This is a genomic window from Klebsiella sp. PK18, assembly GCF_057784655.1.
Genome location: NZ_CM173493.1, coordinates 5,256,173 through 5,271,635, shown reverse-complemented (window position 1 = coordinate 5,271,635; position 15,463 = coordinate 5,256,173). Strand labels below are relative to the sequence as shown.

The 15,463-nt window shown below is 56.5% G+C and carries 11 protein-coding genes; 7 read left to right on the top strand and 4 right to left on the bottom strand.

The genetic code is table 11. From position 1 onward, the window contains the following. Nucleotides 1-5: 5 nt before the first annotated feature. From alr to AC3EMD_RS25790, 5 genes are all read left to right on the top strand, one after another. Nucleotides 6-1,085, top strand: a complete 1,080-nt coding sequence (gene alr, locus AC3EMD_RS25810) for an alanine racemase (protein WP_008807298.1) — start codon at nt 6-8, stop codon at nt 1,083-1,085. A 176-nt stretch (nt 1,086-1,261) separates the two neighbouring features. Next, nucleotides 1,262-2,455: an aromatic amino acid transaminase gene (gene tyrB, locus AC3EMD_RS25805; RefSeq protein ID WP_008807297.1), complete on the top strand. Its 1,194-nt coding sequence runs from the start codon at nt 1,262-1,264 to the stop codon at nt 2,453-2,455. Nucleotides 2,456-2,648: 193 nt separating this feature from the next. Continuing rightward, nucleotides 2,649-3,362, top strand: a complete 714-nt coding sequence (gene aphA, locus AC3EMD_RS25800) for an acid phosphatase AphA (RefSeq protein ID WP_302073840.1) — start codon at nt 2,649-2,651, stop codon at nt 3,360-3,362. Nucleotides 3,363-3,492: 130 nt separating this feature from the next. Continuing rightward, the gene (locus AC3EMD_RS25795) at nt 3,493-3,909 is read left to right on the top strand and encodes a secondary thiamine-phosphate synthase enzyme YjbQ (protein WP_008807295.1); all 417 of its coding nucleotides are present in this window, start codon (nt 3,493-3,495) and stop codon (nt 3,907-3,909) included. Nucleotides 3,910-3,912: 3 nt separating this feature from the next. Further along, the gene (locus AC3EMD_RS25790; protein ID WP_008807294.1) at nt 3,913-4,269 is read left to right on the top strand and encodes an MmcQ/YjbR family DNA-binding protein; all 357 of its coding nucleotides are present in this window, start codon (nt 3,913-3,915) and stop codon (nt 4,267-4,269) included. Here the strand turns inward: AC3EMD_RS25790 and uvrA are convergent, their stop codons facing one another. Next, the gene (uvrA, locus tag AC3EMD_RS25785; RefSeq protein WP_008807293.1) at nt 4,270-7,095 is read right to left on the bottom strand and encodes an excinuclease ABC subunit UvrA; all 2,826 of its coding nucleotides are present in this window, start codon (nt 7,093-7,095) and stop codon (nt 4,270-4,272) included. It abuts the gene before it with no gap. A 251-nt stretch (nt 7,096-7,346) separates the two neighbouring features. Here uvrA and ssb1 point away from each other — a divergent pair, with 251 nt between their 5' ends. After that, on the top strand, nt 7,347-7,874 hold the full coding sequence (gene ssb1 / locus AC3EMD_RS25780) for a single-stranded DNA-binding protein SSB1 (RefSeq protein WP_008807292.1): 528 nt from the start codon (nt 7,347-7,349) through the stop codon (nt 7,872-7,874). A gap of 150 nt (nt 7,875-8,024) precedes the next feature. Here the strand turns inward: ssb1 and AC3EMD_RS25775 are convergent, their stop codons facing one another. Beyond that, on the bottom strand, nt 8,025-9,605 hold the full coding sequence (locus AC3EMD_RS25775) for an MltF family protein (RefSeq protein ID WP_302073839.1): 1,581 nt from the start codon (nt 9,603-9,605) through the stop codon (nt 8,025-8,027). A gap of 588 nt (nt 9,606-10,193) precedes the next feature. Between AC3EMD_RS25775 and AC3EMD_RS25770 the strand changes: the two genes are divergently transcribed. Beyond that, complete coding sequence (locus AC3EMD_RS25770) at nt 10,194-12,452, top strand: TonB-dependent siderophore receptor (RefSeq protein WP_012543184.1); 2,259 nt, start codon at nt 10,194-10,196, stop codon at nt 12,450-12,452. Nucleotides 12,453-12,715: 263 nt separating this feature from the next. Here the strand turns inward: AC3EMD_RS25770 and AC3EMD_RS25765 are convergent, their stop codons facing one another. After that, the gene (locus AC3EMD_RS25765; protein WP_023339415.1) at nt 12,716-13,084 is read right to left on the bottom strand and encodes a helix-turn-helix transcriptional regulator; all 369 of its coding nucleotides are present in this window, start codon (nt 13,082-13,084) and stop codon (nt 12,716-12,718) included. A gap of 33 nt (nt 13,085-13,117) precedes the next feature. Continuing rightward, on the bottom strand, nt 13,118-14,878 hold the full coding sequence (locus tag AC3EMD_RS25760) for a tannase/feruloyl esterase family alpha/beta hydrolase (protein WP_022065216.1): 1,761 nt from the start codon (nt 14,876-14,878) through the stop codon (nt 13,118-13,120). Nucleotides 14,879-15,463 lie beyond the last annotated feature (585 nt).

Here is a 15,463-nt window from a genome sequence, read left to right as displayed (position 1 = left end):
TTCAAATGCAAGCGGCAACTGTAGTTATCAACCGCCGCGCTCTGCGACACAACCTGCAACGTCTGCGTGACCTGGCGCCTGCCAGCAAACTGGTTGCGGTGGTGAAAGCGAACGCCTACGGACACGGCCTCCTTGAGACCGCGCGAACGCTGACCGACGCCGACGCCTTTGGCGTCGCCCGCCTGGAAGAGGCGCTGCGCCTGCGAGCAGGAGGCATCGCCCAGCCGATCCTCCTGCTGGAAGGCTTTTTTGCTGCGGAAGACCTGGCGGTGATCGCCGCCCAGCGCCTGCATACGGCGGTGCATAGCCCCGAACAGCTGGCGGCGCTGGAGCAAGCCGATCTCCCCGAGCCGGTAACCGTGTGGATGAAGCTGGATACCGGCATGCATCGCTTAGGGGTGCGCCCGGAGGAAGCCGAGGCGTTTTATCAGCGTCTGAGCCAGTGTAAAAACGTCCGCCAGCCGGTGAACGTGGTGAGCCATTTCGCCCGCGCCGATGAGCCGACCTGCGGCGCCACCGAACGCCAGCTGGATATCTTCACCACCTTTACCGAAGGCAAACCGGGGCTGCGCTCTATCGCCGCCTCGGGCGGCATTCTGCTGTGGCCGCAATCGCATTACGACTGGGTACGCCCCGGGATTATCCTGTATGGCGTGTCGCCGCTGGACGATCGCTCCACCGGGAAAGATTTTGGCTGCCAGCCGGTGATGACCCTGACGTCCAGCCTGATTGCGGTGCGCGAGCATAAAGCAGGGGAGCCCGTCGGCTACGGCGGCACCTGGATCAGCGAACGCGATACCCGTCTCGGCGTGGTGGCGATGGGCTATGGCGACGGTTATCCGCGCGCCGCGCCGTCGGGCACGCCGGTGCTGGTCAATGGCCGGGAAGTGCCGATTGTCGGCCGGGTAGCGATGGATATGATCTGCGTTGACCTCGGACCGCAGGCCCAGGATAAAGCCGGCGACGCGGTAGTGCTATGGGGAGAGGGGCTCCCGGTAGAGCGCATCGCCGAGATAACGAAAGTGAGTGCTTACGAACTTATTACGCGACTGACCTCCCGCGTCGCCATGAAATACCTCGACTAAGCACCAGCCGTACCGGATAACCCTGATGTTATCCGGTACGCCATCGGCACAGCCGCGAGCGAATAAGTGGTTTATGCCACCTCGCGGTCATTTTCCCCTCAACATCCTCTCGACCTGCCGTCATATCCGGTTTATTGTGTAAGAACCTGCCCTATGTAAACCTGGAGATACATCGCGTGTTTCAAAAAGTTGACGCCTACGCCGGCGACCCTATTCTTTCTCTGATGGAACGCTTCAAAGAAGATCCGCGAAGCGACAAAGTCAACCTGAGTATCGGGCTGTACTACAACGATGACGGCATTATCCCGCAGCTGCAGGCGGTGGCGGAAGCGGAAGCACGCCTGAACGCCGGGCCGCATGGCGCCTCGCTGTATCTGCCGATGGAAGGGTTGAGCGGCTACCGTCAGGCGATTGCGCCGCTGCTGTTCGGCGCAGAGCATACCGCGCTTAAGCAAAACCGCATTGCCTCCATTCAGACGGTCGGCGGTTCGGGCGCGCTGAAGGTCGGGGCCGACTTCCTCAAACGCTACTTTCCGGAGTCTCATGTCTGGGTCAGCGATCCGACCTGGGAAAACCACATCGCCATTTTTGAAGGGGCTGGCTTCGAAGTAAGTACTTACCCCTGGTTTGACAAAGCCACCAACGGCGTGCGCTTTGAGGACCTGCTGGCGACGCTGCAAACGCTGCCGGCGCGCGATATTGTGCTGCTGCACCCTTGCTGCCACAACCCGACCGGCGCCGACCTGACGCCAGCCCAGTGGGACCGCGTGGTTGAGGTATTACAAGCGCGTCAGCTGATCCCCTTCCTCGACATCGCCTACCAGGGCTTTGGCGGGGGGCTGGAAGAGGATGCTTACGCCATTCGCGCCATCGCCAGCGCCGGGATGCCGATGCTGGTCAGCAACTCGTTCTCCAAGATTTTCTCCCTGTACGGGGAGCGTGTCGGCGGCCTGTCAGTGGTCTGTGAAGACAGCGAAACTGCAGGCCGCGTGCTGGGTCAGCTGAAGGCCACCGTGCGCCGCAACTACTCCAGCCCGCCAAGCTTTGGCGCGCAGGTGGTGGCGACGGTGCTGAACGATGCAGCTCTGAAAGCCACCTGGCAGGCGGAAGTGGACGCCATGCGCGCGCACATTCTGACCATGCGCCAGGCGCTGGTCGACGCGCTGCAGCAGGTTGCTCCGGGCAGCAAGGTGGATTACCTGCTTAAGCAGCGCGGGATGTTCAGCTACACCGGCTTCAGCGCAGCACAGGTCGATCGTCTGCGCGACGAGTTTGGCGTCTACCTGATTGCCAGCGGTCGTATGTGCGTGGCAGGGTTAAACTCACGTAATGTTCAGCAGGTGGCGAAAGCCTTTGCTGCGGTGATGTAAGCCGCTCTCCAGTGGGTTGCCGCTGCCGGTCAACGGGCAGCGGCAACCTCCTCTCTGATTGTGATCATCCTCTTTTTCTATGACATCTACGCGAAAAAGGCTTTTCATCCACGCGATCGGCGGGTAAGGTCGGGGCGTTGCTAAGCATGCACATTATTAAAAATAATAATGATTGATAGATTTAGGGATAAATATGCGCAAACTTACTCTCGCCTTTGCGGCGGCTTCTCTTTTGTTCACGCTGAACAGCGCCGTTGTGGCGCGCGCCTCCACGCCACAGCCGCTGTGGGTGGGCACCAATGTGGCCCAGCTGGCCGAGCAGGCGCCGATCCACTGGGTTTCGGTGGCGCAAATCGAGAACAGCCTGCTGGGGCGGCCGCCGATGGCCGTCGGCTTTGATATCGATGACACCGTCCTCTTCTCCAGTCCGGGCTTCTGGCGCGGGCAAAAAACTTTCTCCCCCGGCAGTGAGGATTACCTGAAAAACCCGCAGTTCTGGGAAAAAATGAACAACGGCTGGGATGAATTCAGCATGCCGAAAGAGGTGGCGCGCCAGCTGATTGCGATGCATGTGAAGCGTGGGGACAGCATTTGGTTCGTCACCGGCCGCAGCCAGACCAAAACAGAAACCGTTTCTAAAACCCTGCAGGATGATTTTCTCATTCCGGCCGCCAATATGAATCCGGTGATTTTCGCCGGTGATAAGCCTGGCCAGAACACCAAGACCCAGTGGCTGCAGGCGAAGCAGATAAAGGTTTTCTTCGGCGATTCGGATAACGACATCACCGCTGCCCGTGAGGCCGGCGCCCGTGGGATCCGCGTGCTGCGGGCCGCCAACTCCTCCTATAAGCCGCTGCCGATGGCCGGGGCGCTGGGCGAAGAAGTGATCGTCAATTCCGAATACTGACGATCGCCTGAACGCGATAAACGGCAGCGGTAGCGCTGCCGTTTTTTTATGCAAAATCAGGGGTGGAAGGTTTTACCTTTTCACGTATTGCTGCACACTTAGAAGGATTCATTCGCAAAAGGAGTCGATGATGTGGTATCAGCAAACCCTGACGCTTGGGCCAAAATCCCGCGGTTTTCATCTGGTCACCGATGAGGTCCTCGGTCAGATTCGCGGGCTGTCCGGGGTGAAGGTTGGCCTGCTGCACCTCCTGCTCCAGCATACTTCCGCTTCCCTGACGCTCAACGAAAACTGCGATCCCACCGTCCGCTATGACATGGAGCAGTATTTTCTCAACGCCGTGCCGGACAATGCGCCGTACGAACATGATTATGAAGGTCCTGACGATATGCCTTCGCACATCAAATCATCGATGCTTGGCGTGTCGCTGATGCTGCCGGTCGAGGACGGGCGCGTCAGGCTGGGAACCTGGCAGGGCATCTGGCTGGGGGAGCATCGGATACACGGCGGTTCGCGGCACATCGTTGCGACGCTCATGGGGGAATAAAAGATGACAATTTCGGAGTTATTGCAGTACTGCATGGCGAAACCGGGAGCGGAGCAGAGCGTCCATAGCGACTGGAAAGCCACGCAGATCAAAGTCTCGGACGTGCTGTTTGCCATGGTGAAGGAAGTGGAGGACCAGCGGCCGGCGGTCGCGCTGAAAGCGAGCCCGGAACTGGCGGAGCTGCTGCGAGAGCAGCATCGCGATGTCCGGCCCAGCAAGCATCTCAATAAAGCGCACTGGAGCACCGTCTTTCTGGATGGCTCGCTGCCGGATTCGCAAATCTACTACCTGGTCGATGCATCTTACCAGCAGGCGGTGAAAATGCTGCCGGAGTCGGTCCGGCAGCAGCTATCCCGCTAATTATTTCAGCATCGGCTTCAGGAAGCGCGCGGTGTGCGAGGCTTCGCACTCGGCGACGGTCTCAGGTGTACCGGAGACCAGTATTTCGCCGCCGCCGCTACCGCCTTCCGGACCCAGATCGACAATCCAGTCGGCAGTTTTAATCACATCGAGGTTATGCTCAATCACCACGATGGTATTGCCCTGATCGCGCAGCTGATGCAGCACTTCCAGCAACTGCTGAATATCGGCGAAGTGCAGACCCGTGGTCGGCTCATCGAGGATATACAGCGTCTGGCCGGTACCGCGTTTGGAGAGTTCGCGCGCCAGCTTCACGCGCTGCGCCTCGCCGCCTGACAGCGTCGTCGCCGACTGGCCGAGACGGATATAGGTCAGGCCGACGTCCATCAGGGTTTGCAGCTTACGCGCCAGCGCCGGTACGGCATCAAAGAATTCACGCGCCTCTTCAATGGTCATATCCAGCACTTCGTGGATGGTCTTACCCTTGTACTTAATCTCCAGCGTTTCGCGGTTATAGCGTTTGCCTTTGCACTGGTCGCACGGCACATAGATATCCGGCAGGAAGTGCATCTCAACCTTAATGACGCCATCACCCTGGCAGGCTTCACAGCGCCCGCCGCGAACGTTAAAACTAAAGCGCCCTGGCGTATAGCCGCGTGAACGTGATTCCGGCACCCCGGCGAACAGTTCGCGCACCGGCGTAAACACCCCGGTATAGGTCGCCGGATTGGAGCGCGGCGTACGGCCGATCGGGCTCTGGTCGATATCGATCACTTTATCGAAGTGCTCCAGCCCCTGGATATCGCGATACGGCGCCGGTTCGGCGATGGTCGCGCCGTTAAGCTGGCGCTGAGCAATCGGGAACAGGGTGTCGTTAATCAGCGTCGATTTACCCGAGCCGGAAACGCCGGTAATGCAGGTAAACAGACCGACCGGCAGGGTCAGCGTCACATCCTTCAGGTTGTTGCCGCGCGCGCCGGTCAGTTTCAGCACTTTTTCCGGATTGGCGGGTACGCGCTGTTTCGGCACTTCGATTTTGCGCTTACCGCTCATGAACTGCCCGGTGAGGGATTCTGGTACCGCCATAATGGCGTCCAGTGGCCCTTCGGCCACCACCTGGCCGCCGTGGACCCCAGCGCCAGGGCCGATATCGATCACATGGTCGGCGGCGCGAATCGCGTCTTCGTCATGCTCAACGACGATCACCGTGTTGCCTAAATTACGCAGATGGATCAGGGTACCCAGCAGGCGTTCGTTATCGCGCTGGTGCAGGCCGATAGAAGGCTCATCCAGCACGTACATCACACCAACCAGCCCGGCGCCAATCTGGCTCGCCAGACGGATACGCTGGGCTTCGCCGCCGGAGAGCGTTTCCGCCGAACGGGAAAGCGTCAGATAGTTCAGACCGACGTTGACAAGGAACTTCAGGCGATCGCCGATCTCTTTCAGCACTTTCTCAGCGATTTGCGCCCGCTGGCCGGAGAGCTTCAGGTTGTTGAAGAAGTCCATCGCGTGGCCGATGCTCATATCGGAAATGGTCGGCAGCGGGGTGTTCTCTACAAACACGTGGCGCGCTTCACGACGCAGCCGCGTGCCGTCACAGCTGGCGCATGGGCGGTTGCTGATGAATTTCGCCAGCTCTTCGCGCACGGCGCTGGATTCCGTCTCTTTGTAACGGCGCTCCATATTGTGCAGCACGCCTTCGAACGGGTGACGACGTACCGAGGTGTCGCCGCGATCGTTCATGTATTTGAATTCAATATTCTCTTTACCGGAACCGTACAGGACCACTTTCTGCACGCTGGCGCTGAGGGTGCCCCACGGCGCTTCGACGTCGAATTTATAGTGCTCCGCCAGCGACTTCAGCATCTGGAAGTAGTAGAAGTTGCGGCGATCCCAGCCGCGGATGGCGCCGCCCGCCAGCGACAGCTCCGGATTCTGCACCACGCGGTCGGGATCGAAATATTGCTGAACGCCGAGGCCGTCGCAGGTCGGGCAGGCGCCCGCCGGGTTGTTGAAGGAGAACAGGCGCGGCTCCAGCTCGCGCATGCTATAGCCGCAGATCGGGCAGGCGAAGTTAGCGGAAAACAGCAGTTCTTCCGCTTTTTCATCATCCATATTGGCCACAATGGCGGTACCGCCGGAGAGCTCCAGCGCGGTTTCGAACGACTCGGCCAGGCGCTGCGCCAGATCGTCGCGCACCTTAAAGCGGTCGATGACCACCTCGATGGTGTGCTTCTTCTGCAGCTCCAGCTTCGGCGGATCCGAAAGATCGCAGACTTCGCCGTCGATCCGCGCGCGGATGTAGCCCTGGCTGGCGAGGTTTTCCAGGGTTTTGGTGTGCTCGCCTTTACGCTCTTTAATAATGGGCGCCAGCAGCATCAGGCGCAGGCCTTCCGGCTGCGCGAGGACGTTATCGACCATCTGGCTGACGGTTTGCGCCGCCAGCGGCACGTCGTGATCCGGACAGCGCGGTTCACCGACGCGGGCGTACAGCAGACGCAGGTAGTCGTGAATTTCGGTAATGGTACCCACCGTCGAACGGGGGTTGTGAGAGGTTGATTTCTGTTCGATGGAAATCGCCGGCGACAGCCCTTCGATATGGTCGACGTCCGGCTTCTCCATCAGCGACAGGAACTGTCGCGCATAGGCGGAGAGCGATTCGACGTAGCGACGCTGGCCTTCGGCATACAGGGTGTCGAAAGCGAGTGAAGATTTGCCAGACCCGGAAAGCCCGGTGACGACAATGAGTTTGTCGCGCGGGATAACGAGGTTGATGTTTTTGAGATTATGGGTGCGGGCGCCCCGAACTTCGATCTTATCCATTCACCTTTCCCGGTAGGTAGATACACGGATTGCCTGGTTTGCTTGAAGGACAAACGGCAGAAACGGCTAATTATGACACAATTTAACCTGAATGAATATACAGTATCGGAATGCAAATTCAGGGGGAGTGTGCAACAATGTCTTGTACGAGTGCTATCTCTGGAATCAGCCTCGCAGCTATCAAAATGCTACGTGGAAATGGTACACTCGCGCGTTTACACTATTAAGAAACGTATTCAGGAGACACGAACATGGCCAGCAGAGGCGTAAACAAGGTGATTCTCGTCGGTAATCTGGGGCAGGACCCGGAAGTACGCTACATGCCAAGTGGCGGCGCTGTCGCCAACTTCACGCTGGCAACTTCCGAATCCTGGCGTGACAAGCAGACCGGCGAAATGAAAGAGCAGACCGAGTGGCACCGCGTTGTGCTGTTCGGCAAACTGGCGGAAGTCGCTGGCGAGTATCTGCGCAAAGGCTCTCAGGTATATATCGAAGGCCAGCTGCGTACCCGCAAGTGGACCGATCAATCCGGTCAGGAGAAATACACCACCGAAGTCGTGGTTAACGTTGGCGGCACCATGCAGATGCTGGGCGGCCGTCAGGGTGGCGGCGCGCCGGCAGGCGGCGGCCAGCAGCAGGGCGGTTGGGGTCAGCCTCAGCAGCCGCAGGGCGGCAACCAGTTCAGCGGCGGCGCACAGTCCCGTCCGCAGCAGCAGGCCCCGGCAGCGCCTTCTTCTAACGAACCGCCGATGGACTTCGACGACGACATCCCGTTTTAAGGCTTGCCTTAAACGCGTTGCCTGCGCCGTAAAATACAAAAAGCCCCGGTTTCGCCGGGGCTTTTTCTTTATCCTTTCAGCATCATCCTTTCAGCATTTTTTCTGCGCCACCGTGTCAGAACCGGTTTTTAACCTGCGGCGACGAGCGTTTCAGGCAGAGGGCGCCTGAGCGGTCTCCGGCGTCGCCACGCTGGGCTGCGGTTTCACTGGCTCTGCTGCTGGCTCCTGTCGCGGCGCGGCCGTCGCTTTCTGTTTGCGGGCCATATCATCGACGATCAGCCGATAGGCGATGTAATACTTATAGATATTACTGACGTAGGTGACCGTCTCGGCGCCAATTTTTTCTGCCGCCAGATTTTCGACATTACCGAACCAGACGTTCGGGTCAAATCCTCGCTGTTTAGTCATGGTGCGCAGGCGGGCGATACGCGCCGGACCCGCGTTATAGGAGGCAAAGGCAAACAGCGCCTTATCGAGCCGGGTCATGGGCTCATCAGCATAGTAGCGATCTATCATCCAGCGCATGTATTTCACGCCAGCATGGATGTTGGGATCCAACTGTTTAATATCGCCCACTTTCAGCTCTTTTCCGGTGCTGGGCATCACCTGCATTACCCCGACGGCGCCGACGTGGCTTCGCACCGACTGGTTCAGTCGCGATTCCTGGTACCCCTGGGCCGCCATCAGCAGCCAGTCGACATCGTAGCGATCGCCATATTTGCGGAAGACTTCCACCATGGCGAGGAACTTGCGCCGTTCCTTACTCGCGGCGGCATTTTTGACATATTTGGCATTTTTCAGGTAACGCAGCAGGAGGGTATTACCCAGCGTGGTGCCCTGACGATTCTTTTTGACGAAGTTGTTTAGCACCGCCAGCAGCTGCGGGCTGTCTTTGCGTACCGCCCAGGCAATGTTGCCGCCGTCGCGCAGCACCACGTTGTCATGGACCTGAATTTTCGGAAACACCTGTTTCCAGAAAACGGCTTTGTGTTGATCGACGACGATCAGCGGAATCAGCCCGGCGTTGAGCATTTCCAGCAGATCTTCATCCTCCAGCGCTTCCGGCGCTGCCTCCAGGATAACCGGCGGCCGCGACTCACTGGCAAATCGGGCATTCAGCGCCTGCAGACTCTCGTGATAGCTGGAGGAGCGGCGAACAAAGACGGTTTGGCCGGAGAGCTGCTCCAGGCTGTCGATCTTCGGCGATGCCGGCCCGGAGATCAGTAATTCTTTCACGTTGCTGTAGAGCGGCTGGGCGAAATCGACCTGGGCTTCCCGCGAGGGCGTGATGGTCAGATTGGCAGCCGCAATATCGCCTTTACCTTCATTAAGCGCGATAAAGAGATTATCCCGGCTGACCGGCACAAAAACGATATGCAGCTTCAGGTGGCGCTGTTTGAGCTTTTTATCCTTCGCCAACTGCTTATTCAGATCGTTTTCCAGCGCCATAAAGATATCGTGGGTTGCTCCGCGCTGGGTGCCTTTATCAATAAAAAAGAAGGTCTTGCTGTAGGTGGTTAATACCCGAATGGTGCGCCGCTCGGTCATGCCGGGCAGATCGCCTTTCCATGGCTGCAGCATATCGTCGATGTGGATCGACAGCGTATTGTCTTCGGTTGCGATTGGCGGCGCTTTTTCCGCCTCCGCCGCAAGAAGGATAGGGGCGAATAACAGCGCCGCGAGGCAGGTGAGCCAGGCGATAAACAGGCGTGATAGCAAGTTGGCGTTCATGGAGGAACACTCCGCAGGGGGATGTGGTTATTTTAGCAGAACGGCTGCCGTTAGCCGGGCACGACAAGGACGTAAAAAACATAACGATGCCGACAAATAGTCTTCTCCCATTTTATCGCTTGTTATTAATGTGCTTTTATCTTTACTTTAACTATGGAGATAATATGGCGGAAATGTGTGTTTTTAATGATAAATAGAAAAAGATGATGATATTTTTATTTTATTCTTCTCCATTTGTTTTGTTGTAACTGTTTGATTATTTGTGTTTATTTTATTTTTCCCCGATATTGATTATTATCATCTTGATAATGAATCTCATTTTTATTACCGTAGCACAGCACATTACTCTTATTATTCGCTGTCTGGATTACGCTATCAAAGAATAGCGCGCAGCGCTTTTTCTCTAATGATGAAACAGGGCACTTAATTTTATTATGCCTCATGCTGTTTTCTTATTCCCATGACTATCGGGAAGGGGCTGACCTACGCCAAAATCTGGCGAGGCGCAGAGGCGAGTATTTTATCCCATTGTTTTTTCAATTGGGGAAGGCGTTATGCCCGACAGCAACAGAAAACAGGGCATATTCTATGAAATACACGTCTCACTTCCCGCTGGGGATCGTCATTCCTTTGCTCGCCTGTAGCGTGCCGCTGCAGGCGGCAGAGAATATGACAGAACAATCGACGCGCGATAAGAGCACCCCAACGGCCGAAAACCAGGAGGAAACGATGGTGGTGACCGCTGCCAGGCAGAACCTGCAGGCACCGGGCGTGTCGACCATTACCGCAGAGGAGATTCGCAAACATCCCCCCGCCCGCGATGTATCGGAGTTAATTCGTACGCAACCTGGGGTAAACCTGACCGGCAACTCCACCAGTGGTCAGCGCGGCAACAACCGGCAAATTGATATCCGTGGCATGGGGCCCGAGAATACGCTGGTGCTGGTCGATGGTAAACCGGTGACCAGCCGTAACTCGGTGCGGTATGGCTGGCGCGGCGATCGTGACTCCCGCGGCGATACCAGTTGGGTGCCAGCGGAGATGATCGATCATATCGATGTGATCCGCGGCCCGGCGGCGGCGCGCTATGGTAATGGCGCGATGGGCGGGGTCGTCAACATCGTGACCAAACCGACCACGCCAGAATGGCACGGGTCGTGGAATACCTATATGAATGCTCCGCAGCACCGTAAAGAAGGGGCGACGAAACGTACCAACTTTAGCCTCAATGGTCCACTGTCGGACAGTGTCAGCTTCAATCTCTGGGGTAATCTGAGTAAAACCCAGGCTGATGCTCAGGACATTAACGCCGGGCATGAAGCGGAGCGTACCGGTTCCTACGCCGGTTCTTATCCCGCCGGACGTGAAGGGGTGGTGAACAAAGATATTCACAGTAAGCTACGCTGGGAGTTCGCCCCGATGCAGGCCCTGGAGTTTGAGGCCGGCTACAGCCGCCAGGGCAACCTCTATGCCGGCGACACGCAAAACACCAATACCAGTACGCTGGTGAAGAGTATGTACGGGAAAGAGACCAACCGTCTCTACCGGCAAACTTACGGCGTCACATGGACCGGCGGCTGGGATAATGGCGTGACCAGCAACAGCTATGCCCAGTACGAACACACCCGTAACTCGCGAATGAATGAAGGGCTGGCGGGCGGTACGGAAGGGATCTTCTCCAGTAGCGAGTTTTCAGATATCGATCTGGCCGATGTCCTGCTACATAGCGAAGTGAATATTCCGTTTACGCTGGGGGTCGATCAGAATCTGACGCTGGGCACCGAATGGAATCAGCAGCGGATGAAAGATGGCGTATCGACAACCCAGGCGCTCTCTTACGGGACTATCGACGGTGTGTCGGCTACCGGTCGTAGCCCGTACTCCAGCGCCGAGATCTTCTCGCTGTTTACCGAAGATAATATGGCGCTAACGGACAGTACCATGCTGACACCCGCCCTGCGCTTCGATCACCACAGCATCGTCGGCAATAACTGGAGCCCCTCACTGAACCTCTCCCAGGCGTTGACGGATGACTGGACGCTGAAGCTGGGCATTGCCCGCGCTTACAAGGCACCTAACCTCTACCAGTTGAACCCGAACTATATTCTCTACAGCAACGGTCAAGGCTGTTACGCCAGTAGTTCCGCCTGCTATCTGATGGGGAATAGCGACCTGAAAGCGGAGACCAGCGTTAATAAAGAGATTGGTCTTGAGTACAAGCATGATGGCTATCAGGCGGGAATCACCTGGTTCCGTAACGACTATCACAACAAGATTGAGTCAGGGTACGCGGCGGTGGGCACCGCCAGCAACGGCACCACCAATATCTATCAGTGGGAAAACGTACCAAAGGCGTTAGTGGAAGGCCTGGAAGGAACGCTGAATCTTCCGGTGGGGGAGACGGTTAACTGGAGCAATAACCTGACATGGATGCTGCAGAGCAAGAATAAGACGACAGGCGACCGGCTGTCAGTGATCCCGCAGTTTACCCTGAACTCGACTTTGAGCTGGCAGGTTCGTGAAGATCTCTCCCTGCAGAGCACCTTTACCTGGTATGGTCGACAGAAACCAAAACGCTTTAATTATAAGGGCGAGGCGGTCAGCGGCAGCGAACTAAACGAAGTCAGCCCATACAGCATTGTCGGCCTCAGTGCGACCTGGGATGTGAACAAAAATCTGAGCTTCACCAGCGGGATAGATAACCTGTTTGATATTCGCCACTACCGGGCAGGGAATGCGCAAACGACCGGCAACGCGACGACAGGGGCTTATCTGTATGGCGCGGGTGCGGAGACCTATAACGAGTCGGGGCGGACCTTCTTTATGAGCGTTAATACTCATTTCTGATGATCCTGATGAGGAGTAAACCGGGTACAGCGCGACCCGGTTTTTTTATTTCAGATGAGAGCGGAGGAGGCGGTTATAAATCGTGACAAAATCTTCACGCCCTCTACATTATTAGCTCAACATATCCTTTTATACTGATTTCCGTCGCGCAAGGTCGTTGATCCCGACCGGGTTCGATAATAGCATCCTGCTATTTCCCTTCTGTAATATCCCCTGTCCCCCTTCCATTCCCAACCGCAGCGATGCGGAGGAGGGGGACCTCCTTATTTTTGCCGCGTGATCTGATAGCGATACTGAGTGGGTGTGAGCGCATGATATTTTTTGAAGGTACGATTAAACGCACTGAGATCGTCATAACCGACCATCATACAAATATCGACGATTCGGTAACCAGGCGTCGTCAGCAATAAACGGCAACACAGCGACATGCGCTGCTGGCGGATATATTCCATGGGCGAACGATCAAAATAATGGCGGAAGAGTCGAAATAAATGCCAGGGGGAATAACCAGAGATATCGCTCAGATCGTCGACGGTCAGTTTCTTATCCAGATTATTATCGATCCACAGGAGCAGGTCGTTTAATACCGATTGCTGGAGCGTTTTGCTACGCATGATTGCGGCTAATCCCATAACGAATGGCTCCTCAGCGAGGAGCCTTGGGGTTTATTGAACAGTGAGTTCGCCGTGGCGAACCTGATAATTTTTTTGATTATCAGGGCCAATATAGTCGCTGGCGGGTTTTGCCAGCTGCAGATGACCAAACGCGGTTGATTGCTCTGCATGATAATTTTCGCCGTCATTCACGTCGCCGTGCCCGTTATAACGGGCAATGGCCGGAAAGGGGTACGCCGGGCGAGTCGCGATAACGGCTGGGGCGGCGTCAGCGTAAGGCTGACTGACTTTCTGCACGCCGTGAAACTGCGTTTGGGCATCTGGTTTTTCTGTCATCGGCGGCAGGCTGGTGGCGGCTGGCGCCCGTTTTCCGGCCATGATCTCTTGCGGCGCGATGCCTTCCTCGGTCCAGCGCATCAGCGGGGTAAGGAGATCAATTTGGTCGTAACCTTCGCCATTACCGCAATGGGCTACCCCAGGCAGCAGGAATAACCGCAGGAAGGTATCCGTTGCGGCATGGCCCATCTCTGCTTCTACGCCGCGGTAATAGGCGATAGAAAAGGCTGGGCTGACGGAGTCATCGGCCAGACCGTGCCACAGGATAAGCTTGCCGCCGCGCTGTTGATAGGCATGAAGATTGGTATTTGCCGCGTTATAGAGCGGTGCCAGTTGAGCGACGGCGTCAAAATTCTGCTGGTTCAGTGGGAAATCCCGCATCGATTGGATCTTCTGTTTTCCTCCCGGCAGGAGCACGGATTGCAGAGCCGGCAGTACCATCATTTCCGACATCGAGTGGCCGGTCGGGGTCTCGGGCACCGGCCAGCGTAGCTCGGAGCCCAGCGGCAGACCGCCAGCGACAAACTGGGCGCCGTGGCTGTCGTAAGCGCCGCGGTAGAGTTTTTTCACCACCTCGATCTCTTCCTGCGTCAGGCAGGTAGAACGGTCCTGAGCATCGGCAGGACAGCGGGGGAGCCATGACTCAGAGAACTGACAGGCATACGGATTTTGCAGGATACCATCCTGCACGCCGGAAAGCGTCGGGCAGTGAGCCAGCACGGCCTGGTGAATCAGAGGAAGGCGATCTTTCAGCAGGATAGCGGTACCGTCCGGACGCTGATTGGCGGCCACATTCCAGCCGTGGAAGAAGGAATTCTGAAACTGGAAAAAGGCCGCAGGCGCGCCAGCGCTGATACCGTCAAAATCTTGCGGAAAGCGCTGTGCTTCCATCAATGCTTCGCGACCGCCGTCTGAGCAGCCCATAAAGTACGCGTACTTTGGTTGCTGGCGGTAAAGCGTCTGAATCACCGCTTTGGTCAGCACGGCGGTCAGGTGGTTGGCGCGCCAGGCAAAATCGATGCGCTTTTGCGGATCCTCGGCCCATGAAGCATCCATCATACTGCCATGGTGCCCCATATCGGTTGCTGCCACCACAAACTCGCCGTTCATTGCCGGCAGGCAGCCGCTGGCATTCGACAGACTCAGGTTAATACTCCCGCACAGTCCGCCGCAGCCGACCTGCAAGAAACGTTGACTCCAGCGTTGGGTCGGCAGGGCAATCTGCACGCCAATCTGGGGGGCGATAGTGGCGCTCACCTTGCACCAGCTTCCCTGCGCGGAGGTTTGCATTTCAGTGTGGTTGATAGTGACCTTTGCGCCAACGGCGGCGCTGAAGTCGGTCGCGCTCAGCGCATCGCATGTTAGCGCGGGGAGAACCATCGGCAGACTGGCGGCAGCCTGCGTGGGTGAAGCGAACGATAACCCAAAGAGGGTGCAGAGGATGACGGGTAAGATCGTCTTGAGTAAGCGTGTCATACGCAGTTCCCTGTTGCTAATGATGGGAGGCGGCAGGATGGCGAAGCCTATGCCTCACCTTCCCTGGCGAGGCGCCACTGCTTGGCTATTGTAGATAACGATAGACTTTCCTTGATGCCTTGATAAGGCGACCCTACTGTATTCTGCTATTTTGAGGAAAATATGGAGATGTTCGTTAACGGCCTTTGGCAGTGTATACGGGGTAGAATGTTGTGATATCAGTTGCATAATTTATTCAATTTCTCTTCATTATATCTGCTGGGTTTCAGGATATTTTTCTCCCTGTTCCTGGTGATCCCAGAGAGCATCATTCCTAACGAGAATTTTCCCCCTTTCCATTAACAAGAAAGGGGGCTTTTTTAATAAAAAACGTTCAGGTAAATCTAAATATAGCTCTGGTGTTGGCCATTAGAACCACGGCGTTCAGCAAAAGTTCCATCATTAAATATATTTTTAAAGATGATTTAACATCCTTTTTTTCTCCATTTTATCGCCATAATTGCATGTAATTCTGCGCCTCGCTCAGGTTATTTTCTGTCGCACATTTTAGAGATGCATCCTGAACAAATAAGCTCAACACCAGCA

Excerpts from the sequence above, each read along its gene's own strand:
- alr (WP_008807298.1), top strand. The coding sequence starts at position 6 with ATGCAAGCGGCAACTGTAGTTATCAACCGCCGCGCTCTGCGACACAAC.
- aphA (WP_302073840.1), top strand. The coding sequence starts at position 2,649 with ATGCGCAAACTTACTCTCGCCTTTGCGGCGGCTTCTCTTTTGTTCACG.
- AC3EMD_RS25795 (WP_008807295.1), top strand. The coding sequence starts at position 3,493 with ATGTGGTATCAGCAAACCCTGACGCTTGGGCCAAAATCCCGCGGTTTT.
- AC3EMD_RS25790 (WP_008807294.1), top strand. The coding sequence starts at position 3,913 with ATGACAATTTCGGAGTTATTGCAGTACTGCATGGCGAAACCGGGAGCG.
- uvrA (WP_008807293.1), bottom strand. The coding sequence starts at position 7,095 with ATGGATAAGATCGAAGTTCGGGGCGCCCGCACCCATAATCTCAAAAAC.
- ssb1 (WP_008807292.1), top strand. The coding sequence starts at position 7,347 with ATGGCCAGCAGAGGCGTAAACAAGGTGATTCTCGTCGGTAATCTGGGG.
- AC3EMD_RS25775 (WP_302073839.1), bottom strand. The coding sequence starts at position 9,605 with ATGAACGCCAACTTGCTATCACGCCTGTTTATCGCCTGGCTCACCTGC.
- AC3EMD_RS25770 (WP_012543184.1), top strand. The coding sequence starts at position 10,194 with ATGAAATACACGTCTCACTTCCCGCTGGGGATCGTCATTCCTTTGCTC.
- AC3EMD_RS25765 (WP_023339415.1), bottom strand. The coding sequence starts at position 13,084 with ATGGGATTAGCCGCAATCATGCGTAGCAAAACGCTCCAGCAATCGGTA.
- AC3EMD_RS25760 (WP_022065216.1), bottom strand. The coding sequence starts at position 14,878 with ATGACACGCTTACTCAAGACGATCTTACCCGTCATCCTCTGCACCCTC.